The sequence below is a fragment of the Chryseotalea sp. WA131a genome, from assembly GCA_025370075.1.
In the GTDB taxonomy this organism is placed as follows: Bacteria; Bacteroidota; Bacteroidia; order Cytophagales; family Cyclobacteriaceae; genus ELB16-189.
In genome coordinates, this window is the sequence record CP073016.1 from 382,794 (window position 1) to 407,880 (window position 25,087).

Consider the following 25,087-nt stretch of genomic DNA (forward strand, 5'->3'; position numbering starts at 1 on the left):
TGGTGCAAGAATCTATCGATTTCCAGTTGATCGTGGTTTAGTTGATCTCGGGCAAATACATCTGCTCGTAATACTCCGTAGCCATGCGGCCAGAGTCGAAGAAGGGCAACACATCTTTCATTCCTGCTTTCACAATTTTTTTCCACTTGGCCGGTGAATCGTAATACATAGGAATGATTTCATTTTCCAATAACTCATAAAGTGTAGTCGCTTCTTTGCGATCGCGCTCCTCTATGCTCAAAATATCATCGGCTTTCTCGATGATGAATGAATTTTTGCCATGCTTCGAAAACTCAGGCACCCAACCATCGGGTATAGAAAGATTGACCGAACCATTCATGGCTGCCGTCATGCCCGAAGTGCCAGATGCTTCGTGGTACATGCGTGGATTATTAAGCCATAAGTCAGATCCTTTTTTCAAATGGGCAGAGAGCCATAGTTCATACCCAGTAAGCACCGTGCAATTCTTCAACTCTTTTGTCTTCCAATAAATTTCATTGAATATGTTGATGGCGTTGTAATCTTCTGGGTAGGGTTTACCAGCCCAAATGATTTGAATCGGATGTTTTTGGTTGTTGACGATTTTTAAAAACCGATCAAAATCTGAAAGCAACAAATTGGCACGCTTGTAAGCAGCAAACCTGCGCGCCCACACCAGCGTCAGCACATTGGGGTCAAAAAGCTTTCCGGTTTGGTTGGCCACCACCCGAAATAATTTGTACTTCAATTTTTTCTTGCGGTCGGCCAGAGCTTTATCGTCATCGTTGGTCAATGCTTTCTCCAACTCAGGATCTTGCCAATAGGTTTTGTTTTGTGCGTTGGTGATGGAGCTAATTTCACAAATGTTGGCAAAACCATTCCACATTTTTCTCGACACATCTCCATGAATGGCCGACACCCCATTTGCTTTTTTGGCCATGCGCAAGGCGGTGAGTGTATAGTTCAGCACACCATTTTCTGGTGCAACTAATTTGTTTACTTGATCTAGGGTTGTGCCATTGAAGAAACTCATGCTATTTAACAAAGGCATGCTGTGTTCTTCGTTGCCAGCTTTTTCAGGCGTATGCGTTGTAAACACCACGCGCTTCTTCACTTTTTCTAAGTCGTTGAATTTATCGAGTAGATAAAAACATAGCGGCAGCGCATGCCCTTCGTTCATGTGGTAAATTTCCGTAGTCCGCTCCAAAACATCCAACAGTTTGGCACCGCCTACACCCAATAAAATCGATTGGGCAATGCGCGTAGTTTCGTTGGGGTCATATAAGCGATGACTGATGGTTTGCGCGAGAAAATCATTTTCTGGAATATCTGTAGTGAGCAAAAATAAAGGTGCAGCCTTAAATACCTCGGGTTTTAGCAACATTGCTTTTACATACACCCGCGCTCCATGAATAGTGATGGGGAACACAATGCCTGTATCCGTAAGGAACGAATAATCTTTATCGCGGAAGGTTGCCTTTAGTGTTTGATCTTGGTTGCGCTCTTGATCGTAGTATCCCTTCTTCCACAAAATGCCAATGCCGATCATGTTTTGCTTTAGTTCGTAGGCACTGCGCATGTGCGAGCCCGCTAAAAAACCAAGCCCGCCACTGTAAATTTTGAGAGGTTGATCAATGGCAAACTCCATGGAGAAGTAGGCTACGGGCTTGCTGTATTTTTTATCGAACGAGTAGGGGAAAAGAGTACTTAAATCAAACATGGGTTTTGCGGTTAGGTAAAAACGGTTGCGAACTTAACAAATGCTGAGCAAACAGGTTTACCCAAATGATATAAAGTCTAACTTTTCATTTCGCAATCGATTGTAATGCCGGATTTTGGCTAATCTTACAGACTAAAGTACTGAAGCCAGTTAAGAGTCTTTTCATTTAGACTAAGACTTGAAGCATTGGACTATGGTATCCTTTGCCGTTGTGGAATCAGATAAATCTATTTGAGTTTCTGAAAATTTATAATACTCCCCATTTTTTGGCGTGATGCTGTTCAAAGATGCTCATAGCGGAAAGAACCTTTATAAACAATATGTGAAGAATGAAACGAACAGTTTATTCGGGGCAAGGCATTTGTAATTGACTCGGCAGCCCAATTTAAGCCGGTTGCTCCGAAAGCGTTTTCCATCCAGAAATCAAGTCAGTTTTATAAAGAAGCATTTGAGGTTTTTGAGGTGGTAAAGAATATTACCGAAGAGCAACGTGCCATTGCCAGCTTTTGGGACTGCAATCCGTTTGCTATTAACGTGCGAGGCCATGTGCTGTTCGCCACAAAGAAAATATCTCCTAAAGGGCATTGGATCAATATTACAAGAACTGTTTGTGAACAGACAAAGACAACCATGGTTCAATCTGCTGAAGCATACGCTAGAGTTTCGCTATCATTATAGATGGTGAGTTGATTGCGCAACGAGTGGTTACTAGAAAGTAGAGTGGTTAGCCTGAAAAATGTTTTGACCGGAATTCCCTGGGTCTCATTTTTTTCTTTTTTAGGAAAACTCGGTTAAAATAAGTGAGGCTTTCAAAGCCAGTCTCCCAGGCCACTTCTACAATGGGTTTGTCGGTGTCAATTAGCAATTGGCAAGCGTGACCAATTCGTACTTCATTCACGTAATCTGAGAAAGTTTTTCCGGTCAACCTTTTGAAAAACTTACAAAAGGCGCTTTCTGAAAGATAAATAAGCTGAGCGATTTGACCTAGCGTAAATTTTTTAGTTGAATTCTTTTGAATGTATTCGCATACCGTATTGATCCGCTTTTCATTTTTACCACCGATGACTGGTTCAAACTTAGCAGAGGAAAGGAAGGCTGCTTTTTGTTCCGCCAATTCGCTCAAAACCATCAAGAGAAATGAAATTTTTTCAACGCCACTCTTTTCTGTCAGCTTACTTATTTTTGCGATTAACCCATTTGATTGCTTTGTGGAAAAATGCAAACCACGATTCGCATGAGTCAGCATTTTTTTGATAGACTGAAATTCCGACAATGCGAGCAACGGCTCAATTAAATTGCAAGAGAACTGTATGACAACAGCTGATGATAGGCGGGAGTCTGTCAGTTCACTAACCCACGTGTGGGGGAGGTTTGTCCCTATCAATACCAAGTCACCAGAAGTAAAGTCCTGATAGCTATCTCCAACAAATCGTTTTCCGCTGCCCCTGGTGATCAGAGTCAATTCGTATTCCGGATGATAGTGCCATTTGAATTTAAATTGTTTGGTACTAAATGAATAGGCTAAAAACGATTGATCTTTCTTTTTTGATTGGATATCTTCAAAGGAAGCCTTCATGGTACAAAATGGATACGAATATCGCCACTACTTGATATTTATGTACAATATAGTGCTATTATTCGATTATTTTGTTTCGATTCAGTTATTTCAGAATGGATATGTTTGTTAATAATTTAAATCACATGGCTAAAGCATTTAATCTATTAACCTTTGTTTTTTTAGGCACTATTCTAGTCACAAGCTGCTCTGAACAACGCTCAGGACAACTTCAAGAAACTGAACAACACCAAGGTCTGTCTGAAAAACTTCAGCTCTTGCGCCTTTCAGAAATTAAACCAAGCGGTTGGCTTAAGCAGCAAATGGATGGAGATTTGGATGGCTTCACCGGGCATTTGGATAGCATCGTGCCCGACTTGATTTTGAAAGATGATATTTATGGAAAGGACAGACTTTCAAAAAAAGTGAAAACGAAAGACGTGGGGGCTATCACTGATGATGGCCAGTGGCAGGTTCAATTTCTTTGGTGGAACTCAGAAACCCAAAGCAATTGGTGGGACGGCTACCTACGTCACGCAATTCTAACGGGCAATGCTTATCACTTGGCAAGAGCAGAAAAATATGTAAACAGAATACTACAGACGCAAGATGAGGATGGTTACTTAGGAATCTATGATCAAGAACTGAGGTATAAATTTGACAATGAAAATGGGGAGCTTTGGTCCAAAACAACCTTGCTCAGAGGACTTTTAGGTTGGTATGAATATACAAAAAACGAGAAAGTGCTAGCGGCAATAGAAAGAGCCGCTAAAAACATCGTCAACAATTATCCAATAAATGCTTCTCATCCATTCTACTCTACCAATCCCGATGCCAGTGGATTGACACATGGGTTAATGATTACGGACGTATTTGAACGAGTGTATCAACTCACTAAAAAAAGTGAGTACAAAACCTATTGTGTTTTTCTTTATAAAGATTTTTCTGCGAATAAACTGAACGAAGATGCACAGATACCGAAATTGATGGATAGTGCTTATAAACTTCGCGGGCATGGCGCGCATACGTATGAGCACCTCCGTGCATTGTCGGCAGCGGCTTATTCATCCGAAGATCCTGAATTAATGAAAGCATTGGATAACTTCCTTAAGAAAATTGCTGGCACAACAGCTCCCTCAGGTGGGCCGATAGGAGACGAATGGATCAGCCAACGGGAAGCGGATGCAACCACTACTGGCTATGAGTTTTGTTCTACACACGAGTTGATGCATTCCTATATAAGTCTACTAGGAAAAACTGGCGCTATGGAGTACGCAGAAAAAGTGGAGCGGGTATTTTTTAATGCTGCACAAGGTGCTCGACACCCCCAATACAGTGCGATTGCCTATTTAAAAACGGATAACTCTTTCTCGATGAACGGTAAGCGTAATGATGATACCACTCAGCCAAAACAAACGCGTTATAAGTATTCACCGGCTCATCAGGATGCTGCGGTTTGTTGTGTGCCGAATGCTGGCCGGATAGGACCCTACTACGTTCAAAGTATGTGGATGAAAGACTCTGAGGGCTTGGTTGCCACTTTATTGGGGCCATCCGAAGTAAGCACTGAAATAAACGGTGAAAATGTGTTGATCAAAGAAATAACAGAATATCCTTACGGTAATTCCATACGATTTGTGGTAGAAAAAAATGGCAAAAAGACACTAACACTGAAAATCCGTAAGCCTTCTTGGGCGGATGAGATTAAATCTTCTGTGGATTACAAAAAAGAGGGTGATCTTCTTGTCTTCCGATCTGAAAAGGAGTTGACAGACTTTGAATTGACCTTTAAAACTAGTGTGAAAGAGCACTTATTCAAGAAGAAAGAGGTTTATTTCACCTATGGATCATTGGTCTACGCGTTACCAATTTCCAGTCAAGAGACAATTAGTAAGAATTTCCCGATATCGGGATTTCATGATTACCAATATAGCCCTAGCCCTCTTGGTTTTGCAAGATACCTCTTGCCAGCCGCGTCAAATTTGGTGGGCGATGACTCTAAAATAACAGGTGTTTTTCTGAACGAAAGAACCCGAAAACAGGAAAATCGCGAGCTTGTACCAATGGGCAAGTCGATTCTGCGGCAGGTTACCTTTCAAAGAGAATAGGATGTGAAACAACGAGGCTAAATGTTCGTTTTTGGTCATCGATAAATTGGTATATTGGTAGATATAGGTTGTCACTAATTAACGGTGATCGCCATGAGATTTTTACTTTTTTTGCCAGTTGGTTTTTATGTTTTTTGTCCCACGCTCAATCAGTAGAAATATATCCTCCACATAGGTGGGTGGACATGAAGTTAAATACCGTTCAGGTATTGGTGAGAAGCACAGATCCGACATTTAGCAAGCAGACTTTTACAGTTAATTATCGGTTGGACACGTATTTGTATAACGATTTGAATTTTATGAATCGTTGTAATGCAACCCTGTATGCCGAGTATCCGAAGCTTACCATTTTTGGCGAGCTGTGGGTACATGGCGTACCCTCACAATCCTATGCCGAGCAAACATCCAAATTCACTACGGCTATCGATGTATTGAGTAGTAATTCATTTGACCTCTCCACAAAGACCAAAATCCCCACTAAAACCATGTGGGTGCTGGAGTTAAAAAAATAGAATAGTGCCAAAATACAATTATTAACGCTTGGCTTTCAAATACCTCGTTGACTAAGCTTTCGTAATTGTGTGATACAAGATACAACTGCTTAAAACTAAGACATACTGGACTTATTTAAACAACTATAAGACTTGACATGTCAATATAGTGTCGGTCTTTGCCGTTAAGTTGAATGTTCAATAGAGTAATCAAGGTAATTTTGATGAAAACAAAATCAGCCATGCAACCTTCAGTTTCTATTTTAAAGTTCTTAGATGAGCCTTACACGTTAACGGCCGAGCAGGTATCTTTCTATCAAAAAAATAGATATATCAAGTTGAAACACGTGCTGAATCAAGAAACACTTGATTTTTTCAACAACGCAATTACTATTCGGGTAAATCAAATGAAAACCATTGATACCCCTCTGGAGCAGCGAAGCACTTATGGAAAAGCATTTTTGCAATTGTTCAATCTTTGGTGCGAAGATGAAGTCGTGAAGAAGTTGATTTTTAGTAAGCGTCTGGGAAAAATCGCTTCCGATTTGATGCAAACTGATGGGGTTAGAATTTACCACGACCAGGCACTTTTTAAAGAGGGTGGTGGCGGAATTACGCCTTGGCATGCCGATCAATATTATTGGCCATCACAAACTGATAAAACAGTTACTGCTTGGATGCCATTGCAAGCGACACCACTGGAGCTAGGACCGCTTGAATTTAGTGCAGCAAGCCATCAGATTGTGGAAGGAAGAGAACTTGAAATAGGCGATGAAAGTGAAGCCGTTATTCAACAAAAACTTCGGGTTACGGATTTCAAACATGTGATTGAACCTTTTGATGCCGGTGAGATAAGTTTTCATTCAGGATGGGTGTTTCATCGAGCAGGAGCCAATGTGACTAATCAAATGCGCAAGGTGATGACCATTATTTTTATGGACAAAGACATGAAGTTGAAGGCACCGGAAAATAAAAATCAAATTAACGACTGGAATACATGGTGCCCTGGGGCAACTGTCGGGGAAGTAATTAACAGCCCGATTAACCCGATCATTTATCAACGCTAGTCTTGATGGAGATCAAGTTTGTCTGCCCGTATTGGGGTCAAGAGGGAACATCACCTTCCGACTTTTTCAGGTGTATTCTGCAGGAGGGTTATGACGGTGTGGAGATAAACATGCCCAATTCATCGGATTTTACAAAGGAATTTCAAATTGAATTGGAATACGCGCGTAAAATGGACAAGAACTTTGTCTTCATTGCACAACAAGTTCTCCCTTTACGGCAAGAGAGCGTTGAGGAATATGCTACTCGCTTAAAAAAGCGACTTGATACTATTGTTGCGCTCAAACCAAATTTCATCAATAGTCACACAGGAAAAGATTATTTTTCATTTGATGATAATTGTAGGATTATTGAAATGGTTGAAAACATAGCACAGCAGTCGGGAATACAAATTTTACATGAGACTCACCGCGGACGTTTTACTTACCATGCTGCTTCATTGCTTCCCTACTTAGAACGATTTCCACAACTTAAACTAACAGCAGACTTTTCACATTGGTGCACTGTCTCCGAAAGCCTTTTGAACGATCAAAATGAAATAGTTGATAAAGTAATTCCTTTCGTTTACCATCTTCATGCCCGCGTGGGCTACGAGCATTCGCCACAAGTGAATGATCCTTTTGCTCCTGAATGGAAGTCAACTTTCGATACATTCGTTGGCTGGTGGAAGAAAGTTATAAAAGCCGGAAATGTTACAGGAGGCTTTTTTACAATTTGCCCGGAATTTGGTCCCGTACCGTATATGCCAACCATGCCATTCACACAAAAACCGTTGGGCGACCAATGGGAAATTAATGTAAGAATGAAAGATTACTTACAACATGAATTTGACTCTCGTTACTAGTAAGTTACTTGAAGAACACAATAGAAAAGAATTACCTGAGTCAATGTTGGAATGAAAGAAATAGCAAATGAGTAAATTTGTAAATAGACTTTTGGTATCGATTGGGTTGGTTGTTTTGTTTTTTGCTTGCCAGAATCAAGCAAATGATGACAAGGATTTTACGCAATTTGTCAATCCATTCATTGGCACAGAAGGAACGGGTCATACCTTTCCCGGTCCGTGTTTGCCGTTTGGGATGGTTCAACCGGGCCCGGATAATAGAGATCAAGGTTGGGACTACACAAGTGGATATCAATATCGGGATTCAACCATTATTGGATTTTCTCAGACACGTGCCAATGGCACTGGCATCAGTGAGTTTGGTGATGTGCTCTTGCAGCCAGTTACAGATTCCCGGACAGAGAAATTTGGTGAGGGATATCACAAACAGACAGAACGTGCAACGCCCGGTTATTATTCTGTTGCGCTCCGTAATCAAGTCAAGGTCGAGTTATCTGCCAGCGAGCGAGTTGCCTTTCATAAATACACGTACCCCAACAATAAGGCAAAGCTTTTGGTCGATCTACAACACGGTCTTCGATTTCTTACCGACTCGTTGGTGTTAGAGAGTGACGTAAGATTGAGCAATCAAAATAGTATTTCGGGTTTTTGCCACACCAAAAATTGGGTGGATCGAAAGTATTTCTTTTTTATCCAGTTCGATCAACCCTTTGTCACTAGTTCCGAATTGGTTAAGAAACCTAAGGAGAAAGCACCAAAGTACATTTTAGAATTCGAACTAAAGGACAAAGTGCTTAAAACAAAAGTTGCTTTGTCGACCGTAAGTGTAGAGGGTGCAATAGCAAATCTAAAGACTGAAATTCCAGAATGGGATTTTGACGGGACTGTAACCCAAGCAAAGCAGAAATGGAATGAATATTTATCTCGTATTGAAATAGATGCAGATCAAAAACAAAAAGAGATTTTCTATAGCTCTATGTATCGCTTATTTATTCAGCCTTCCAACATTGCGGATGTGGATGGAAAGTACAGGGGCGCAGACGATGTAGTCCGTCAAGCGGAAAACAATGAGTACTATTCTACACTCTCCTTGTGGGATACTTACCGCGCGGCTCACCCACTCTATACGCTGATCGCTCCTGAGAAAGTCAACGGGTTTGTGCAATCGATGATCGCTCATTCCAAGGCTGCCGGTTTCTTACCGATCTGGACAGCATGGGGCCAAGACAATTATTGTATGATCGGCAATCATTCCATTCCGGTGATAGTCGATGCCTATAAAAAGGGATTTATGGGTTTCGATGCAAATGATGCGCTGAAAGAGATGGTTAAAAGCACTACAGAGAAACACATCAACAGCAATTGGCCTTTGTTGAACAAGTATGGCTATTATCCTTTTGATAGTTTGGACAACGAAGCTGTTTCAAGAACACTAGAACATGGAGTAGATGATTATTTTGTTGCCACCATGGCCGAACAGTTGGGTAGACGAGATATTGCGACACAATATTTTAAGCGTGCTTCTTTTTACAAAAACCTATACGACAGCACAACCCGGCAAATGCGGGGGAAGAATAGCTTGGCTAAATGGCGAACCCCATTCAATCCGCTGATGGCAACATCGCCCATGAACAACCCGGGCGATTACACAGAAGCAAATGCATGGCAATATTTTTGGACACCTGCCCAATATGATGCGGAGGGGCTTATGCGTTTGTTAGGTGGCAAAAGAAATTTTACTGCACAATTGGATAGTTTTTTTACCATTCGCGCACTCAACCCAAATAAACACCTAGGACAAGAAGCAATGATTGGGCAATATGCGCATGGCAATGAACCAAGTCATCATATTGCCTACCTATATGCCTATTCAGAGAAGCCCCAAAGAGGCAGAGAATTGATCACGCAAATTTGCAATCAATTTTATGACAACACACCCACAGGAATGATAGGCAATGATGACTGCGGCCAAATGAGTGCGTGGTACATTTTTTCAACGCTAGGTTTTTATCCGGTTAACCCGGGAAATGGCACTTTTGTGTTTGGAGTTCCTCAGGCAAAAAAGATAGTTGTTAAACTAGCTAAGAGCAAAGAGTTAATTATCAGTTTAACTTCGAACAAACAGAACGTTTCGGTTTTTGAAGTACAGTTAAATGGTAAGAAAACTTTAGATCATTCTGTAGCCTATTCGACTCTTACCAAAGGCGGAAAACTTGAGTTTATCAGCGAAAATTGATAGTATTATGACCGCGTAACAAGTGCAAGAAAGTTAACTCAAACAGATGAAACCGATATTCATAATCACTCTATTTGTATGTTGTCATCTCGTGTCGATTTCACAAGTGCCCAAGGTTTCTTCAGGAACCATCAAACACTACGAAAAGTTTGAATCAAAATATGTGGTTCCTCGTAATGTGGACGTCTGGCTTCCGGATGGTTATGACTCCAAAAAGAAGTATGCGGTGTTGTATATGCACGATGGGAAGGGTCTTTATGATTCCGCTATCATGTGGAACAAGCAGGAGTGGGGAGTAGATGAGGTATTGGGTAGATTGTTAAAAGAAGGGAAAGTAAAGAACTGTATCGTAGTAGGTGCCTGGAATTCTGAAGGCACGCGCCACCCCGAGTATTTTCCGCAAAAGCCATATGAGAGTTTATCTCGAGTAGAAAGGGATACAATTACAGCACAGCTGCAAAAAATGGGAAGGACAAAGGAGATGTTTAAGCCAATATCAGATAATTACTTGAAGTTTTTAGTGGAGGAGTTAAAGCCTTTTATCGATAAAAACTTTTCAACGAAGACAGACGCGAAAAATACTTTCGTGGCTGGCTCAAGTATGGGTGGACTGATTTCGATGTACGCCATATGCGAGTACCCCAATGTGTTTGGTGGAGCGGCTTGCTTAAGCACCCATTGGCCAGGCACTTTTAAAGTCGAGGGAAATCCAATTCCAGAGGCCTTCTTCAATTACCTAGCCAAAAATCTGCCAAATCCTAAGTCGCACAAGTTATACTTCGATTACGGTGATCAAACGTTGGATGCTCTTTATCCACCCCTGCAAAAGAAGGCAGATGAAGTAATAAAAGCGAAAGGCTACACCGCTAAGAATTGGTTGACGAAATATTTTCCCGGAGAGAACCATTCTGAAAAGGCATGGAATAAGCGCCTGGATATTCCCCTATTGTTTTTACTAAAAAAGTAAGCTATGAGAGCAAATGCACGCTTTTTGTTTCTATTATTTTTTTTGAACTCGTTTAACTCGAGTGCGCAATCAAGCACTCCATTTAATGAACCACCGGCATGGTCGAAAGAGGTTATCTGGTACCAGATCTTTGTGGAGCGATTTAACAATGGAGACAAAACCAATGACCCAACACCAACCGATATTGACATTGCACCGTTGAATTTGCATGCACCTAAAGGCTGGTCCGTTACACCCTGGACAAACAATTGGTTTGATCAGGAAAGTTGGGCAAAACTACCGGGCAAGTCTTTTGGAGAGATGCTGCAATACAGAAGATATGGCGGGGATTTGCAAGGCGTCATCAATAAGCTAGACTATTTGCAAGAGCTGGGTGTTACAGCATTATTCATCAACCCCATCAACGATGCGCCCTCTTTACACAAATATGATGCACGAAACTATCATCATGTGGATGTAAATTTTGGACCTGATCCCGTAGGCGACAACAAAATTATTGCAAGCGAAAATCCGGCAGACCCAACTACCTGGAAATGGACGAGTGCTGATAAATTATTTCTAAAATTGGTAGCGGAAGTTCATAAGCGAAAGATGAAGATCATTATGGATTATTCCTGGAACCATGTAGGTACCACATTCTGGGCATGGCTGGATGTATTAAAAAACCAACAGGCTTCCCCTTACAAAGATTGGTTCGATCTTAAATCATTCGATAATCCGGCTACTTCTGAGAACGAATTCTCTTATAATGGATGGTTAAATATTCCTTCATTGCCCGAGTTAAAGAAAGTGAATGTTACTACCTTCAAGCAGGCGGGGCATCCGTACGAAGGAAACATCAATGAGGGAGCGAAGGCACACATCTTTGCGGTTACCAAACGTTGGCTCGCGCCAGATGGATATGCATCACAAGGAATTGATGGCTACCGGTTGGATGTAGCAGACCAAATAGGCTTAGGCTTTTGGAGAGACTTTAGGAAACAGGTACGTACCATTCAGCCCAACGCGTATTTGATTGGAGAAATTTGGTGGGAAGCTTGGCCTGATCGATTGATGAATCCAGTGCCCTATACTAAAGGTGATGTGTTCGATGCAGTGATGTTTTACCAAGCCTATCGACCCGCTCGGTATTTCTTCGCCAAAAACGACAACGCGATTGACGCGCAGACGCTAAAAGATAGTTTAGAGTTTCAATGGAACAGATTAAATAAATCAAATCGGTATGCGATGATGAACGTGGCCTCCAGTCATGATGCCCCCAGATTGCTAACTGATTTTTATAACCCAAACAAATACAAGTTCAGTGCTTCCCCCAGTGATAATCCTCTTTATAAAACCGGCAAACCTGATGATGAAACGTATAAACGGCTTCGTCTGTATCTGGTACATGCATATACTTCAATAGGCGCACCGCATATCTGGAACGGAGAAGAAATGGGCATGTGGGGGGCGGATGACCCCTACCCAAGAAAACCGTTGATGTGGAAAGAATTTACTTTTCAAGCGGAGCCAAGAAACAACTTTCAACCAGGACCAACTGAGTATGACCCGATCGCTTTTAATCAAGTGCATTTTGATTTTTACAAAAAGCTCATTGCTATTCGAAAGAGTAATCCAGTATTAGTTTCCGGAGAAATTGAATTTATTCAGTCGCAGGGAAAACATTTGGGTTATCGGAGGTTTGATGGCAAGAATGAAGTCATTGTATTATTTAATTTGGATGAAAAGCCATATACGTTTTCGGTCCCTTCGGAAGCAGCATATACTGATCTTCTTTCTAAAAGGAAACCTATTCCTGGCCAGCTGATATTGGGGTCGATGGAGGCTATGATTTTGAAAAGAATAAAGTAGCTAGTTCAATTTAGTAAAAGACCGCTTGCTTGTTCCATTTCCTTTCGTCAACTTTAATCGGTTAACGAAATCTGAATGACTATTCCCAAACCCCAACTCACTTTCTCGCAGATCATTAATATGAATGTGGGGTTCTTCGGAATCCAATATAGTTTTGGTTTGCAGCAAAGTGCTGTGAATCCCATTTATGATTTTTTGGGTGCCAGCCCAGATGAAATTCCACTTTTGAATTTAGCGGGCCCCGTAACAGGACTTTTAATACAACCTATTATTGGAGCCCTGAGTGATAAAACCTGGGACCCACGCTTTGGCAGAAGGAAACCATACTTTTTTATCGGAGCGATTTTATGTAGCATTTGTCTGTTCTTTTTTCCTTTCAGTAATGCCCTCTGGATGGCAGCCGGATTGCTTTGGATTTTGGATGTTGGAAACAATACAGCCATGGAACCTTATCGTGCATTTATTGCCGATAAATTAAATGACGATCAGCGACCGACTGGCTTTCAAACGCAAAGCTTTTTCACTGGTCTAGGCCAAACCCTTGCTAATGTTTCCCTTTTCATTTTTCCCCTTTTAATTATTGGTAGAACTGGCGCCATCCCCAATTGGGTATTTGCCTCTTTCTTTTTAGGTGCGGTTTGTTCTATTGGCACTATTTGGTGGAGCATGCACACCACTCCAGAAATTCCACCCAGTAAAGAAGAAATAGACGAGATTAACAAAAAAAATGAAGGTCAGCCACATTTGATTGTTCAGTTTTTCATTTCAATCGTCACTTCTGTTCTTGCTTATACGATGATGCTTGTTTTATTCTTGCCATCTCTGTTTTATAAATCTCTATTCAGGAAAGTCTTGAATGCGATAAAAAACAATTCAACCACCAAAATACTTTTTGCTCAAAATATTGAGATTGTTGAGGCAATCTTGGAGATGCCAAAAGTGATGTGGCAGCTGGCGTTGGTCTATTTGTTTCAATGGTATGCGCTATTTTGTTATTGGCAAAACGCGTCCAAGAGTATTGGCCTTTCTGTTTGGAAAGCTACACCATCTACGAATCCTGAACTATATGAACAAGCTGTAAGTTGGACGGGTCTGGTCAATGGTTGGTATAACGTGGTTACTTTTCTTTCCGCTTTTGCATTGGTATACTTTGTTAAGAAGTCATCTGCGAAAAAGGTTCATTTTGCATGTCTACTTTTGGCAGCAACAGGATTTTTACTTTTCCCATTTATCGAAAATAAGTACCTATTGTTTCCCGCCATCACGGGTTTTGGTATTGGCTGGGCGAGTATGATGGGTATTCCTTATTTGTTGGTGGTCGGCAATATACCGAAAGAGCGTTATGGTGTTTACATGGGAATCATCAACATGATGATTGTGGTGCCGATGATTTTGCAGACGGTTACCTTTGGCTTTGTGTTAAAGAATTTTTTAGGGAATGATAGCGGAAATGCAGTAGTATTTGCTGGTATCTTACTAGCACTTGCTGCTCTGGCTACACTATTGATCAAATCAGAATCAACAGGTGAGGAAGTTCAGTTATCATCTTCTAGCCATTAATGTTTCAATGATTAAATCATAATCTAATTTCTATGAGTCCATATTTAGCTGAATTCTTTGGAACACTTTTGCTTATTCTTCTTGGCGGAGGAGTAAATGCAGCTGTTTCATTAAAGAAGTCGAAATCTGAAAATGGCGGATGGCTGATGATTGCCATCGGATGGGGACTAGCTGTTATGCTCGCCATCTATGCAGTGGGAGGGATCAGTGGTGCACACCTCAATCCAGCCGTCACAATCGCGCTAACAATCAACGGAAGTTTTGCTTCAGATATGGTGCTTGGTTACATCGTGGCACAGTTTGCAGGAGCTATTGCTGGCGCCACCCTTGTATGGCTTCATTATTTGCCACATTGGAAAGAGACAATTGATCCATCGGCAAAGTTGGGCGTGTTTTGCAATGCCCCTGCTATTCGTAATACGTTTACCAATTTGGTGAGCGAAATAATTGCCACCACGGTGTTGGTTTTGGCTCTGTTGTTTATAGGAGCCAACGAATTTTCCAAAGGTCTTAACCCAATGGTAGTCGGCCTTTTAATCATTTCCATTGGCTTGAGTTTGGGAGGAACAACCGGCTTTGCCATTAATCCAGCTCGTGATTTAGGGCCACGAATTGCCCATTTTATTTTGCCCATACATGGCAAAGGAAAATCAGATTGGGAATATGCCTGGATACCCGTGGTGGGACCGATCATTGGTGGAATGCTAGGCGCATTTATCTACGGCCAACTATTTTGATTTGCTGTGGTAAATGGATTTTAGATTATTGATTTGTGGTTATTGATTTGTGATTTTAGGATTGCCAAACATCAGCTTACACCTCAGATTTGTCAACTGCTTATTGTGGACTTTAACACTTCTTGCTTATTACCTACTTCTCATTTAATACCTAATCCCCAATGCCCAAGTTCATCATCGCCCTCGACCAAGGTACTACCAGCTCACGAGCCGTTTTGTTTGATGAGAAAGGTTCCATAGTTGGTATCGCCCAACAAGAGTTCACCCAAATTTTTCCGCAATCTGGGTGGGTTGAGCATGATGCAAATGAAATTTGGGATACGCAACTAAGTGTTTTACAAAAAGTAATTTCGGATAATGGAGTAGATGCAAAATCTATTGTAGCAATCGGTATCACCAATCAACGTGAGACAACAGTTATTTGGGATCGACAAACAGGAGAGCCTATTTATAATGCCATCGTGTGGCAAGACAAACGCACCGCATCTATCTGCGAGGAATTAAAATCGTGCGGGCTCACAGACTACGTTCGCCAAAATACCGGACTTGTTATTGATTCTTATTTTTCTGGTACTAAAATCAAATGGATGCTAGATAATGTACCAGGTGCAAGAGCCAAAGCTGAGAAGGGTCAACTTGCATTTGGTACAATCGATAGCTGGTTGATTTGGAAGCTGACGAATGGCAAAAGCCATGTAACGGATTATTCGAATGCATCACGCACAATGGTATTCAATATTCGAGAGTTGATATGGGATGAAAAACTTTTGAAAGAGTTAAGCATACCTCCATCACTCTTGCCTGAAGTGAACCCTTCCGCTGCGGATTTTGGAAAATGGAGTTTAAACGGAATTGAAATCCCGATCGCAGGCGTGGCGGGCGATCAACAAGCTGCCTTGTTTGGTCAAGCTTGTTTTGAACCGGGCATGGCCAAGAATACATATGGCACCGGCTGTTTTATGCTGATGAATACTGGATCAAAAATCCAACAATCAAAAAATGGATTGATTACCACTATCGCCTGGGGGTTAGACGGAAAAGTGGAGTATGCATTGGAAGGAAGTGTGTTCATCGCAGGTGCAGCCGTGCAGTGGCTTCGCGATAGCATGCATTTGATCGATCAATCAAAAGATTCAGAATATTTTGCCACGAAGGCTTTGGGATCCAATGAAGTTTTTGTGGTTCCCGCTTTCGCGGGATTGGGTGCGCCTTATTGGGACATGTATGCGCGCGGAGCAATCTTCGGCTTGACGCGCGACACAGGAAAAGACCACATCATTAAAGCAACGTTAGAATCATTGGCTTATCAAACCAAAGATATACTGAATGCCATGCAAGAAGATTCCGGCATTCGGTTGGCGAGTTTAAAAGTAGACGGTGGTGCTTGCGCCAACAATATACTCATGCAGTTTCAGGCTGATATTTTGGGTGCAGAAGTAGAGCGTCCTGAGGTTATTGAATCGACTGCGTTGGGTGCAGCCTACTTAGCAGGAATTCAAGCTGGGCTTTGGAAGAAAGGGGATATTGCTCGGAACAGAAAAATTCAAAGACGTTTTGTGCCGCTGATGGATGAATCTACTCGAAGGGAACTTTACAAGAATTGGCAGAAAGCAGTGCAGCGAACCTTGGGTTGGGCGAAGTAGTTGATACTGGACACTAGACTCTGGATTCTATACACAGCGACATAAGTAATGCAGTATAATTATTAAATTGTTATCTTTGTTTTCAACAAACTAAAAATGAAGACAAATGAAACGGTTATTTATTAAAGACGACAAGAACATGCACATAGCCATCCAACAGGAGATACACAGATCGGATGATTCCAAGTACGATCATAGGCTACACGGTTTATTGTTGGTTCTTAACGGCTATGATTGTTATACCGTGGGAGAATTGTTTGGTCAATCCCCTACTACTATTCAGAGATGGGTAAAAAGTTTTAACAGCAAAGGGTTTTCTGGTTTGGCAGAAGGAGGAAAGTCAGGTCGGCCTGGTAGTCTAAGCGAGAAGCAATGGCAACAATTAGGTGATGACTTACGCAAAAGCCCTGTCGATTTTTCTTATGGACAGAATTTTTGGGATGGTAAGTTGATGTCCGCCCACCTTAAAAAAAAGTATAAGGTTGAACTGGGCGTCCGTCAATGCCAACGGATATTTAATTCGATGGGATTTCGACTACGAAAGCCGCGCCCACTAATTGCAAATGGAGACCCAAAAGCCAAAAAGGCTTTTAAAAAAACTCCTTTTGATGGCAATAAACAAAAATAACGATTTGCGTTTTGAGGATGAATGTCATTTTCAGCAGCATGGTTCAAGGTGCAAAATGTGGTTTCCGCCCGAAGATAAAGACCCCGTTTTGCTTCATGCCCCCACACGGAAAACCATATCACTTTTCGGGGTGGTAAGTGCAAGTACTGGACAGATGACAACAATGCTAACCAAAGTGTTCAACGCAATGACCTTTTTGGCGTTCTTAAAAAAAGTCCTCAAGACAAGAAAACGCGGGAAGAAATTGATCGTGGTTCTGGACAACGCAAGATATCACCATGCTATTTTGTTGAAGTCGTGGCTATCGGAAAACCAGGATAAAATCGGCCTAATGTTTTTGCCACCATACAGTCCCGATCTAAACAATATTGAGCGGGTTTGGAAGATAACACGCAGGAAATGTACCCACAATAAATATTTCTCCACACTGGGCGAAGTAGAGTTAATTATAAAAAAACAAATGAAAGAGTGGGGAAAGCCAAATGAAACAATACATAAATTATGCTGCATTATTTAAGTCGCTATGTATAGTTACTTGATGCTATTATCCGTATTCCAAAATACCGACTACTGAACAACATTTAACTCTTACTTCTTACCATTTTCATACTCCACATCAACTTTGAGATGGCTTCCTTCAGCAGCCGCCACCGCCAACTGGTCACATCGCTCGTTCTCTACATGTCCTGCGTGGCCTTTTATCCAAACAAACTTAGGCTTGAATTTGTGGTGAAGTAGGATGTATTGCTTCCATAAATCAGGATTGGCTTTTTTGGCAAAGTCTTTTTTCTTTTCCCAGTTCCAGATCCATCCTTTTTCGATAGAATCAACCACATATTTTGAATCAGAATAAATCGTTACAGGCAGTCCTTCTTTTTTGATTGCCTCCAAACCTTTGATTACTGCTAATAATTCCATTCGGTTGTTAGTCGTCAATCGAAACCCTTCCGACAATTCTTTTTCATGGCCACCGTATTTCAATATAGTTCCATACCCACCCGGGCCTGGGTTTCCTTGTGCAGCACCATCGGTGTAAATACGGATCATTCCTTTGCTTGATTAAGTATGTCCTTTTCAATTTCTTCAGAAAATCGTAATCCAGCTTCCCGTAATTTTCGGATAATAGGTTTTACAGAATCTATAAGATTAAGTTGCTTTGCTTTTACAATCACTCCAAGTGTTCCAGTAAAATCCAATTTTAGTGATGCGGCTATTTTACGAGCTTTCAAATCATCCAAGATAATCGAACAGTTTGGTATTTCTAGGCCAAGGGCAATGGCCGATGCCTCTCCAACATCTATCTTAGATTCCAATTCCCTTTGAACCAATTTATCTTTGGTTTCAATGATTGAAATCCAATCGGGTAATGGTTTATTAAATTCGGTGGCAATTTCTGGCGTAGTGATAACTTCGCGATAAATCTTGTTCAACAAGGAAAGTTCGTTGATCTTTTCTAGAACGATAAAGCAACTTGTATCAGCAATAACAGTTTTAGGCATGAGCAATGTCCTTGCGAAGATCTTCAATGGAATCACTAAAAATCGAATACCCGTATTTGCCCATTAATTCTAAAAATTCTCTTTTGCTTAATCCAACTAATCCAGCAGCCTGTCCTGATGATAGCTTCGCCTGATGATAAAGTTGACAAGCTAAAATCATCTTTAGATCAAAATCTGAAAGATCTAATGAATCTGGCAATTCTAGAGTAATTCGTTTCATCGATTAATAATATCAAGTAAAATTACAGATAATCTGACTAACTCAACAGGACGTTGCTCTTAAATATCTTAACGGCAATAGAAAGTAAAATGACCCCAAACACTCTGCGCAACACAGCAAAACCTGACTTGCCAATTTTTTGCTCGAGCCAAGAGCTGGATCGTAGAACGATGTACACAATTATAAGATTCAATACAATGCCTACTAGAATGTTTGCTTCTTCGTACACCGCGCGCAGCGATAAAATAGTGGTCAAGGTACCAGCGCCCGCTATTAAAGGAAAGGCAATGGGCACGATAGAACCAGTACCTTTAGCATCGGGGTCATCTTTGATTAATGTAATTCCCAAAATCATTTCCATGGCAATGATGAACATCACAATAGAGCCCGCTACCGCAAAGGAACCTACATCCAACCCAAATAATTTTAAAATGGATTGACCTAAATAGAGAAACAATACCATCAGCACTGCGGCAATCAAGGTGGCGGTTTCAGCATAAATCCTTCCTTCACGCTTACGAATCAAAATAATGAAAGGGATCGATCCCAAAATATCGATGACTGAAAATAAAATCAGCGTCACAGAAAAAATATCTTTTGTATTCATCGAGCAAAGGTAATGAATTACAGATAGGAGAGATTTTGAACAGAAAGTAGTTCGTTCACCCTACGAATTGAAGTTGGATTTGATTTTCTCAGCAATCGCCACAAACTCCTCTTTAGAAAGTTTAACTTTTGGATTTGAGAAATTGATATCGCCCATTGAATTTAAAGGAACCAAATGCACATGGGCATGTGGTACTTCCAAACCAATCACACTCAAACCGATTCTTTTGCAGGAGACGGATTTCATCATTGCCGATGCAATTTTTTTTGAAAAAATCATTAATTCAGAAAGTTCTTGGTCTGATAAATCAAAAATATAGTCTTCTTCGCGTTTGGGGATAACCAACGTATGACCAAGTGCTAATGGACTTATATCTAGAAAAGCAATGTGTTTTTCATCTTCGGCTACAACAAAGGCCGGTATTTCGCAGTGAATGATGCGGGTGAAAATACTTGGCATAAACCTCTCTTAAAATACTACGCTTCGATGGTAATGATTTCAAACTCCATTTCGCCTGCCGGTGTTTTTATTTTGGCACTTTCGCCTTTCTTCTTACCCAACAATCCTTTTCCGATAGGTGATTGGGTAGAGATTTTACCGGCTTTTAAATCAGCCTCTTCTTCTGCCACCAGCATGTATGTTACAGTGGCTCCATTCTTTTTGTTTTTAATCGTTACTTTGGAAAGAATGGAAACCGTTGATGTATCAATCTTACTTTCATCAATAAGGCGTGCGTTGCCCACAATATCTTCCAGCTTAGCAATTTTTGCTTCCAGGTGGCCCTGTGCATCTTTTGCAGCATCGTATTCTGCATTCTCGCTTAGGTCACCCTTGTCGCGCGCTTCTGCAATTTGCTTGGCGATATCGGCTCGACCTTTTGTTTTAAGGTCGCTTAGCTCTTTCGTTAACTTGTCGAGACCTTCTTTAGTATAATACGATAGTTGCTTTGCCATAACTGCTGCTTTATTCGGGTCTTATAAAAAAACAAACAACGGCCACCAAGAGAGTGGCCGTTGCGATTGCAAAGGTAATTGTTTTCGTTCCTATTCCAAAAGAAAACTAAGCGCCAGCCAATTCGGGAACGGCAGTTTTGATTTGTTCCAATACTTCATCGTCAAACTTAGCTAGATAAAGTGTTTTCGCTTTCGACAATTGCTCAACAGTCAATCCTTTTGCTCCACGCAGGTCTGCTTTGTACAAACTTGCATTTTCAAAATCGGCACCCATCAAATAACTGTTTTGCAAATTGGCCTCCATCAGAAATGCATTCTTAAAATTAGCCTTGATTAAAAATGCATTTTCAAATTGTGTTTTAATCAAAAAGGCATCTTTAAAGTTAGCCCCACTGGCGTAAGCGCCTTTCAAATTTGCCTGATTTAAATTTGCGTTCTCTAGGTTTGTTTGGTTGAGTCGAGTGTTTTCTAAATTCGTTTCAATCAATGATGCGTTTACCAAATTTGTTGAATTTAAATTCGAACCATGTAGGTTCACATAGTTCAAATTGGTGCGCGTTAAATTGCAGTTGACCAAATTGATTTCATGAATCTTGTGTCGGTTCAAGCGCTTGATATTACCCACCGTCCGGAAGGCAGCTTCTTCCGATTCCCACAAACGGAAGTCATCAATCTCGTCTTTATAAGTGCGGATCCGTTGACGCATTTCGCCATTTTGATTTAACCAGAATAACAAGATACCGATTACAGCAATGTCGAATATCATGCCGTGGGCTTCGGCTAAGATTTGTGGCCAAAAATTTTTAAAGTCATGTAAGTAATAAGGCAAACTAAGCCCGACTACAACGATAAAGACAATGGCCAAAACAATGACGCTCGTAAAAATGGGCTTCTCCACGATTTCATCGTACTTTTCAATTATCCTTTCCCTAAAACTTTTTGACTTCGACATTCGACTGCGCTTCTACTAAAACGAATTTGCGCTTAAAATTTTCAATTACCAAATATAAACGCGTTTGGCGGTCGCCATTAATCACTTTTAAAGACAATATTACATCTGTTTGACTATTAAAGCAACAAATGGATGGTGAGGAAGTAAACACTAAGCCCCAGCAAATCGCTGGTGGTGGTAATAAAGGGGCCCGATGCTAATGCAGGGTTAAATCCCAATCGGTTTAAGATTAAGGGTGTGATCGTGCCAACAAACGAGGAGAAAATCACTACTCCAAAAAGAGCAATTGATACAACAAATGATAACCGCTGGTTGCCGAAAAGCAAAATGGTTGCTCCTAAAACAATTACCGATAAAAAAAAACCATTCAGTAAAGCAACACTGAAAACTTTGCTCAATCTTCTATAGAGGCCTTCGTCTACAAAGCTAGGGCTGACCAAACTCTGTACCACTAGCGAAGAGGATTGAATGCCCACGTTGCCGCCCGTAGCTTGTATGAGCGGAACAAAAAAGGCGATGGCGGCCATCTTTGCTAGTTCCATTTCAAAAAAGCCCATAAACCGAGCGCTCAACATGCCTCCAAGTATTCCAATCAACAACCACGGCAAACGCGCACGGGTATTTTTCCATACTGTATCGTCTTCTTCAACATTTTCTGAGATACCTGACATGATTTGGCGCTCTTCTTCTGCCTGCTCAGTAATTACGTCCACTACGTCATCAATCGTAATTCTTCCTACCAGTTGCCCTTGTGAATTGACTACTGGCACCGATTCCATGTCATACTTTTTCATGATCTCGGCAACTTCCAAGTCTTCCATGTACGTCTCCACCGAAACTACATCGTCATCATAAATATCTTTTACGATGGTTTTAGAATCAGAGAGAATCAATTTTTGAAGTGCTACTCTTCCCAATAGTTTATCCTGATCATCCACTACATAGACCGCATAAAACTTGGTTACATTTTCTGCTTGTTTGCGTATTTCTTCCACGCACTGCACCACTGACCAATCGCTTCGTGCTTTGATCAACTCCTTTGCCATCAACCCACCGGCAACGTTTTCATCATAACGGAGCAGATCAATGACTTGTGATTTCAAGTCGGCATCGAGTCGCGAAATAATTTCTTCACTGGTTTTGATGGGCAGCTCGTTTAAAATATCTGCTGCATCGTCTGAGTCCAGTTGATTAACTACTTCTGTTATTTCGGAGGGTTCGTATATTGTTAGAAATTTTTTACGTGTATCTGCGTCAAGGTCATTAATAATTTTAGATCGTACCTCTAGCGAAAGCAAGTCTAGTACATACTTTGATTCTTCGCTATTGAACTCGTATAGGAGTGTTGTGATATCTGCTGGATTAATGTTCTCCAGACTTTCCACAATAAAAGCACCATCACGCTCATCCAAGGCTTGTTGAAAGCGGTCGCGAAACTCAGTGGTTAACTCAAATTCTACAAATTGCATTGCCCTTGTTCAATCAATTTAGTCAACGAAATAAACTGCTCTACCGACAATTGCTCTGCCCGCTTGTCCATAAGCGGCACTGCATAAATTGAGGCGATCAAATTTAGAGGTTTGAGTGCGTTTCGCAAGGTCTTCCTTCGGTTTTGAAAAGATTGCTTCACCACTTTTTTGAAAAGCACTTCATCGCAGCCCAATGTTTCGCGCTTGTTTCGCATCAATCGGATCACGCCCGACATCACTTTGGGTGGTGGGAAAAAAACGCCCGGTGGCACTTTAAACAAAAACTCAATATCATAATAAGCTTGCAACAACACGCTTAGAATACCATACGTTTTACTTCCTTCTTTCTCGGCAATCCGATCTGCCACTTCTTTTTGTAGCATGCACACCACCTGCCGCACTTGGCTTCGGTTTTCCAATACCTTAAAGAAAATCTGTGAAGAGATGTTATAGGGAAAATTGCCAATGATGTGAAAATTTGACCTCGTGATGGAGGTTAAATCCAAATCTAAAAAATCCCCTTCTATGATTTTGGGCTGCAGGGTAGGATAGTGCTGCTTCAGATAGGCAACAGAATCGCGATCTAGTTCAACCACTGTTAGGTCTATGTTAGGGTTTTTGGCAAGGTATTGAGTTAACACACCGGTGCCGGGTCCAATTTCCATCACTGCATTTTTTCCTGCGGGCAGTTGAAGGGCATCAACAATGCGTTGGGCAATGCCTGAGTCTTTTAGAAAATGCTGACCGAGTGATTTTTTTGGGCGAACCATGAGTTGAAAGGAATCTATAATGTTAGAAGTTAGAAGTTAGAATTTGAAAGGAATGATATTGATTGATTACAAATTTACACCCCTAAGTCCCAATCCCTAATCCCCAAGTTCTAATAAATCAATTAACTTGCATCATTTAAAATTAATCTTTCTGCATGTCTTTACCTTCAACAGATAAGCCTCGTATTGGAATAACGTTGGGAGACCTCAATGGCATTGGCCCAGAGGTAGTGATTAAGGCATTGGCCGACAGCCGCATCGCCAATATGATTGTTCCAGTTGTGTATGGTTCCACCCGAGTGCTTTCCTATTACCGTAAACTAATGAATTTGGAAGAGTTCAATTACAGTCAGGTGAAAACGAAAGGCCAATTCTTTCACAAGGCAATAAATGTAGTCAATTGTTGGGAAGATGTGATGGAGATCACGCCAGGGGTGCCATCCCGCCAAGGTGGAAAAGCTGCTTTGTTATCATTAAAGAAGGTGGTGGAAGAAGCCAAAGAAGGATTGATTGATGGATTTGTGACAGGTCCCATTCATAAAAATACCATTCACGGAGAGGATTTCCCTTATCGTGGACATACCGAATATTTAACGAAAGAGTTTGACGCTACCGAGAGCTTAATGTTAATGGTGGGTGAGAACTTGAAAGTGGGTTTAGTAACAGAGCATGTGCCCGTTAAGGACATTGCCGCCAACATTACCAAAGAGCGCGTGGAGCTCAAAATCCGATTATTGGAGATGTCGCTCAAAAAAGATTTTCAAATAGCCAAGCCAAAAATTGCTGTGTTGGGCTTAAATCCACACGCAGGTGACGAAGGGTTACTGGGAAAGGAGGAAAATGACATTATTAAACCAGTCATCAACGACTTAAAAGCAAAAGGCAAAGTAGTTTTTGGACCCTTTCCTGCCGATGGCTTTTTTGGGGCAGGCCAGCATGTCAAATATGATGCTGTGTTGGCCATGTACCACGACCAAGGTCTAGTGGCATTTAAAACGCTGGCTTTTGGTAACGGTGTTAACTTTACAGCCGGTTTGCCAGTTGTGCGCACTTCGCCCGACCACGGCACTGCCTATAATATTGCTGGAAAAAACTTGGCAGATGAGGCCTCCCTGCGGCAGGCAATCTTCTTGGCGTGTGATATCGTAAAGAACCGTCAACTGCAGTTGGTAGAAAAATAATGGGTTTCATGCTATCTAATAGACATTTGGAACTTCTCGCTGATTTGCACGT

25 protein-coding genes are annotated in these 25,087 nt (G+C 41.2%); 14 read left to right on the top strand and 11 right to left on the bottom strand.

Annotation, left to right across the window (positions count from 1 at the left end; genetic code table 11):
* Positions 1–37 precede the first annotated feature (37 nt).
* Positions 38–1,699: an alpha-glucan family phosphorylase gene (gene glgP / locus KA713_01800; protein ID UXE67365.1), complete on the bottom strand. Its 1,662-nt coding sequence runs from the start codon at positions 1,697–1,699 to the stop codon at positions 38–40.
* 462 nt (positions 1,700–2,161) lie between these two features.
* On the opposite strand from glgP, the gene KA713_01805 reads away from it, so the two are divergent.
* A complete protein-coding gene (locus KA713_01805; GenBank protein UXE67366.1) occupies positions 2,162–2,377 on the top strand; it encodes a hypothetical protein in 216 nt (71 codons plus the stop codon).
* A 46-nt stretch (positions 2,378–2,423) separates the two neighbouring features.
* Here the strand turns inward: KA713_01805 and KA713_01810 are convergent, their stop codons facing one another.
* Positions 2,424–3,275 (bottom strand): AraC family transcriptional regulator, encoded by an 852-nt coding sequence (locus tag KA713_01810; GenBank protein ID UXE67367.1) that lies wholly within the window; start codon positions 3,273–3,275, stop codon positions 2,424–2,426.
* 125 nt (positions 3,276–3,400) lie between these two features.
* Here KA713_01810 and KA713_01815 point away from each other — a divergent pair, with 125 nt between their 5' ends.
* The 12 genes from KA713_01815 (at position 3,401) to KA713_01870 (ending at position 17,901) form a co-directional block, all read left to right on the top strand.
* On the top strand, positions 3,401–5,362 hold the full coding sequence (locus KA713_01815) for a glycoside hydrolase family 127 protein (GenBank protein UXE67368.1): 1,962 nt from the start codon (positions 3,401–3,403) through the stop codon (positions 5,360–5,362).
* A gap of 185 nt (positions 5,363–5,547) precedes the next feature.
* The gene (locus tag KA713_01820; protein ID UXE67369.1) at positions 5,548–5,874 is read left to right on the top strand and encodes a cyclomaltodextrinase C-terminal domain-containing protein; all 327 of its coding nucleotides are present in this window, start codon (positions 5,548–5,550) and stop codon (positions 5,872–5,874) included.
* Between the two features lie 221 nt (positions 5,875–6,095).
* On the top strand, positions 6,096–6,920 hold the full coding sequence (locus KA713_01825; protein ID UXE68997.1) for a phytanoyl-CoA dioxygenase family protein: 825 nt from the start codon (positions 6,096–6,098) through the stop codon (positions 6,918–6,920).
* A 5-nt stretch (positions 6,921–6,925) separates the two neighbouring features.
* Positions 6,926–7,762 carry a sugar phosphate isomerase/epimerase gene (locus tag KA713_01830; protein ID UXE67370.1) on the top strand — a complete coding sequence of 279 codons (837 nt, stop codon included), beginning with the start codon at positions 6,926–6,928 and terminating at the stop codon, positions 7,760–7,762.
* A 67-nt stretch (positions 7,763–7,829) separates the two neighbouring features.
* On the top strand, positions 7,830–9,998 hold the full coding sequence (locus KA713_01835) for a GH92 family glycosyl hydrolase (protein ID UXE67371.1): 2,169 nt from the start codon (positions 7,830–7,832) through the stop codon (positions 9,996–9,998).
* A gap of 46 nt (positions 9,999–10,044) precedes the next feature.
* Positions 10,045–10,965: an alpha/beta hydrolase gene (locus KA713_01840; GenBank protein UXE67372.1), complete on the top strand. Its 921-nt coding sequence runs from the start codon at positions 10,045–10,047 to the stop codon at positions 10,963–10,965.
* Positions 10,966–10,968: 3 nt separating this feature from the next.
* The gene (locus KA713_01845) at positions 10,969–12,816 is read left to right on the top strand and encodes a hypothetical protein (GenBank protein UXE67373.1); all 1,848 of its coding nucleotides are present in this window, start codon (positions 10,969–10,971) and stop codon (positions 12,814–12,816) included.
* Positions 12,817–12,891: 75 nt separating this feature from the next.
* Positions 12,892–14,376 (top strand): MFS transporter, encoded by a 1,485-nt coding sequence (locus tag KA713_01850; protein UXE67374.1) that lies wholly within the window; start codon positions 12,892–12,894, stop codon positions 14,374–14,376.
* 32 nt (positions 14,377–14,408) lie between these two features.
* Positions 14,409–15,113, top strand: a complete 705-nt coding sequence (locus KA713_01855) for an aquaporin family protein (protein ID UXE67375.1) — start codon at positions 14,409–14,411, stop codon at positions 15,111–15,113.
* A 161-nt stretch (positions 15,114–15,274) separates the two neighbouring features.
* Positions 15,275–16,756 carry a glycerol kinase GlpK gene (gene glpK, locus KA713_01860; GenBank protein ID UXE67376.1) on the top strand — a complete coding sequence of 494 codons (1,482 nt, stop codon included), beginning with the start codon at positions 15,275–15,277 and terminating at the stop codon, positions 16,754–16,756.
* A 106-nt stretch (positions 16,757–16,862) separates the two neighbouring features.
* The gene (locus tag KA713_01865; GenBank protein ID UXE67377.1) at positions 16,863–17,384 is read left to right on the top strand and encodes a transposase; all 522 of its coding nucleotides are present in this window, start codon (positions 16,863–16,865) and stop codon (positions 17,382–17,384) included.
* Entirely contained in the window at positions 17,365–17,901 is a 537-nt protein-coding gene (locus KA713_01870; GenBank protein ID UXE67378.1) for an IS630 family transposase, read from the top strand. Before KA713_01865 ends, KA713_01870 begins: the two co-directional genes overlap by 20 nt.
* 71 nt (positions 17,902–17,972) lie before the next feature.
* Here the strand turns inward: KA713_01870 and rnhA are convergent, their stop codons facing one another.
* From rnhA to rsmA, 9 genes are all read right to left on the bottom strand, one after another.
* Positions 17,973–18,431 (bottom strand): ribonuclease HI, encoded by a 459-nt coding sequence (rnhA, locus tag KA713_01875; protein ID UXE67379.1) that lies wholly within the window; start codon positions 18,429–18,431, stop codon positions 17,973–17,975.
* Entirely contained in the window at positions 18,428–18,883 is a 456-nt protein-coding gene (locus tag KA713_01880; protein UXE67380.1) for a DUF3368 domain-containing protein, read from the bottom strand. Before KA713_01880 ends, rnhA begins: the two co-directional genes overlap by 4 nt.
* Positions 18,876–19,103 carry a UPF0175 family protein gene (locus KA713_01885; protein UXE67381.1) on the bottom strand — a complete coding sequence of 76 codons (228 nt, stop codon included), beginning with the start codon at positions 19,101–19,103 and terminating at the stop codon, positions 18,876–18,878. The genes KA713_01880 and KA713_01885 overlap by 8 nt, the downstream gene beginning before the upstream one ends.
* A 37-nt stretch (positions 19,104–19,140) precedes the next feature.
* On the bottom strand, positions 19,141–19,710 hold the full coding sequence (locus KA713_01890; GenBank protein UXE67382.1) for a MarC family protein: 570 nt from the start codon (positions 19,708–19,710) through the stop codon (positions 19,141–19,143).
* Between the two features lie 60 nt (positions 19,711–19,770).
* On the bottom strand, positions 19,771–20,169 hold the full coding sequence (locus KA713_01895; protein ID UXE67383.1) for an HIT family protein: 399 nt from the start codon (positions 20,167–20,169) through the stop codon (positions 19,771–19,773).
* Positions 20,170–20,186: 17 nt separating this feature from the next.
* Positions 20,187–20,663 carry a transcription elongation factor GreA gene (greA, locus tag KA713_01900; protein ID UXE67384.1) on the bottom strand — a complete coding sequence of 159 codons (477 nt, stop codon included), beginning with the start codon at positions 20,661–20,663 and terminating at the stop codon, positions 20,187–20,189.
* Positions 20,664–20,769: 106 nt separating this feature from the next.
* A complete protein-coding gene (locus KA713_01905) occupies positions 20,770–21,615 on the bottom strand; it encodes a pentapeptide repeat-containing protein (GenBank protein ID UXE67385.1) in 846 nt (281 codons plus the stop codon).
* A 116-nt stretch (positions 21,616–21,731) separates the two neighbouring features.
* Positions 21,732–23,084 (bottom strand): magnesium transporter, encoded by a 1,353-nt coding sequence (mgtE, locus tag KA713_01910; GenBank protein UXE67386.1) that lies wholly within the window; start codon positions 23,082–23,084, stop codon positions 21,732–21,734.
* On the bottom strand, positions 23,072–23,854 hold the full coding sequence (gene rsmA / locus KA713_01915) for a 16S rRNA (adenine(1518)-N(6)/adenine(1519)-N(6))-dimethyltransferase RsmA (GenBank protein UXE67387.1): 783 nt from the start codon (positions 23,852–23,854) through the stop codon (positions 23,072–23,074). The genes mgtE and rsmA overlap by 13 nt, the downstream gene beginning before the upstream one ends.
* Positions 23,855–24,009: 155 nt before the next feature.
* On the opposite strand from rsmA, the gene pdxA reads away from it, so the two are divergent.
* Positions 24,010–25,035: a 4-hydroxythreonine-4-phosphate dehydrogenase PdxA gene (gene pdxA, locus KA713_01920; GenBank protein ID UXE67388.1), complete on the top strand. Its 1,026-nt coding sequence runs from the start codon at positions 24,010–24,012 to the stop codon at positions 25,033–25,035.
* Positions 25,036–25,087: the final 52 nt, after the last annotated feature.

Excerpts from the sequence above, each read along its gene's own strand:
- KA713_01825 (UXE68997.1), top strand. The coding sequence starts at position 6,096 with ATGCAACCTTCAGTTTCTATTTTAAAGTTCTTAGATGAGCCTTACACG.
- pdxA (UXE67388.1), top strand. The coding sequence starts at position 24,010 with ATGTCTTTACCTTCAACAGATAAGCCTCGTATTGGAATAACGTTGGGA.
- KA713_01820 (UXE67369.1), top strand. The coding sequence starts at position 5,548 with ATGAAGTTAAATACCGTTCAGGTATTGGTGAGAAGCACAGATCCGACA.
- KA713_01835 (UXE67371.1), top strand. The coding sequence starts at position 7,830 with ATGAGTAAATTTGTAAATAGACTTTTGGTATCGATTGGGTTGGTTGTT.
- KA713_01815 (UXE67368.1), top strand. The coding sequence starts at position 3,401 with ATGGCTAAAGCATTTAATCTATTAACCTTTGTTTTTTTAGGCACTATT.
- KA713_01895 (UXE67383.1), bottom strand. The coding sequence starts at position 20,169 with ATGCCAAGTATTTTCACCCGCATCATTCACTGCGAAATACCGGCCTTT.
- glpK (UXE67376.1), top strand. The coding sequence starts at position 15,275 with ATGCCCAAGTTCATCATCGCCCTCGACCAAGGTACTACCAGCTCACGA.
- KA713_01840 (UXE67372.1), top strand. The coding sequence starts at position 10,045 with ATGAAACCGATATTCATAATCACTCTATTTGTATGTTGTCATCTCGTG.
- KA713_01865 (UXE67377.1), top strand. The coding sequence starts at position 16,863 with ATGAAACGGTTATTTATTAAAGACGACAAGAACATGCACATAGCCATC.
- KA713_01870 (UXE67378.1), top strand. The coding sequence starts at position 17,365 with ATGGCAATAAACAAAAATAACGATTTGCGTTTTGAGGATGAATGTCAT.
- KA713_01850 (UXE67374.1), top strand. The coding sequence starts at position 12,892 with ATGACTATTCCCAAACCCCAACTCACTTTCTCGCAGATCATTAATATG.
- KA713_01880 (UXE67380.1), bottom strand. The coding sequence starts at position 18,883 with ATGCCTAAAACTGTTATTGCTGATACAAGTTGCTTTATCGTTCTAGAA.
- KA713_01830 (UXE67370.1), top strand. The coding sequence starts at position 6,926 with ATGGAGATCAAGTTTGTCTGCCCGTATTGGGGTCAAGAGGGAACATCA.
- glgP (UXE67365.1), bottom strand. The coding sequence starts at position 1,699 with ATGTTTGATTTAAGTACTCTTTTCCCCTACTCGTTCGATAAAAAATAC.
- rsmA (UXE67387.1), bottom strand. The coding sequence starts at position 23,854 with ATGGTTCGCCCAAAAAAATCACTCGGTCAGCATTTTCTAAAAGACTCA.
- KA713_01885 (UXE67381.1), bottom strand. The coding sequence starts at position 19,103 with ATGAAACGAATTACTCTAGAATTGCCAGATTCATTAGATCTTTCAGAT.
- KA713_01890 (UXE67382.1), bottom strand. The coding sequence starts at position 19,710 with ATGAATACAAAAGATATTTTTTCTGTGACGCTGATTTTATTTTCAGTC.
- KA713_01810 (UXE67367.1), bottom strand. The coding sequence starts at position 3,275 with ATGAAGGCTTCCTTTGAAGATATCCAATCAAAAAAGAAAGATCAATCG.
- greA (UXE67384.1), bottom strand. The coding sequence starts at position 20,663 with ATGGCAAAGCAACTATCGTATTATACTAAAGAAGGTCTCGACAAGTTA.
- rnhA (UXE67379.1), bottom strand. The coding sequence starts at position 18,431 with ATGATCCGTATTTACACCGATGGTGCTGCACAAGGAAACCCAGGCCCG.
- KA713_01845 (UXE67373.1), top strand. The coding sequence starts at position 10,969 with ATGAGAGCAAATGCACGCTTTTTGTTTCTATTATTTTTTTTGAACTCG.
- KA713_01855 (UXE67375.1), top strand. The coding sequence starts at position 14,409 with ATGAGTCCATATTTAGCTGAATTCTTTGGAACACTTTTGCTTATTCTT.
- KA713_01905 (UXE67385.1), bottom strand. The coding sequence starts at position 21,615 with ATGTCGAAGTCAAAAAGTTTTAGGGAAAGGATAATTGAAAAGTACGAT.
- mgtE (UXE67386.1), bottom strand. The coding sequence starts at position 23,084 with ATGCAATTTGTAGAATTTGAGTTAACCACTGAGTTTCGCGACCGCTTT.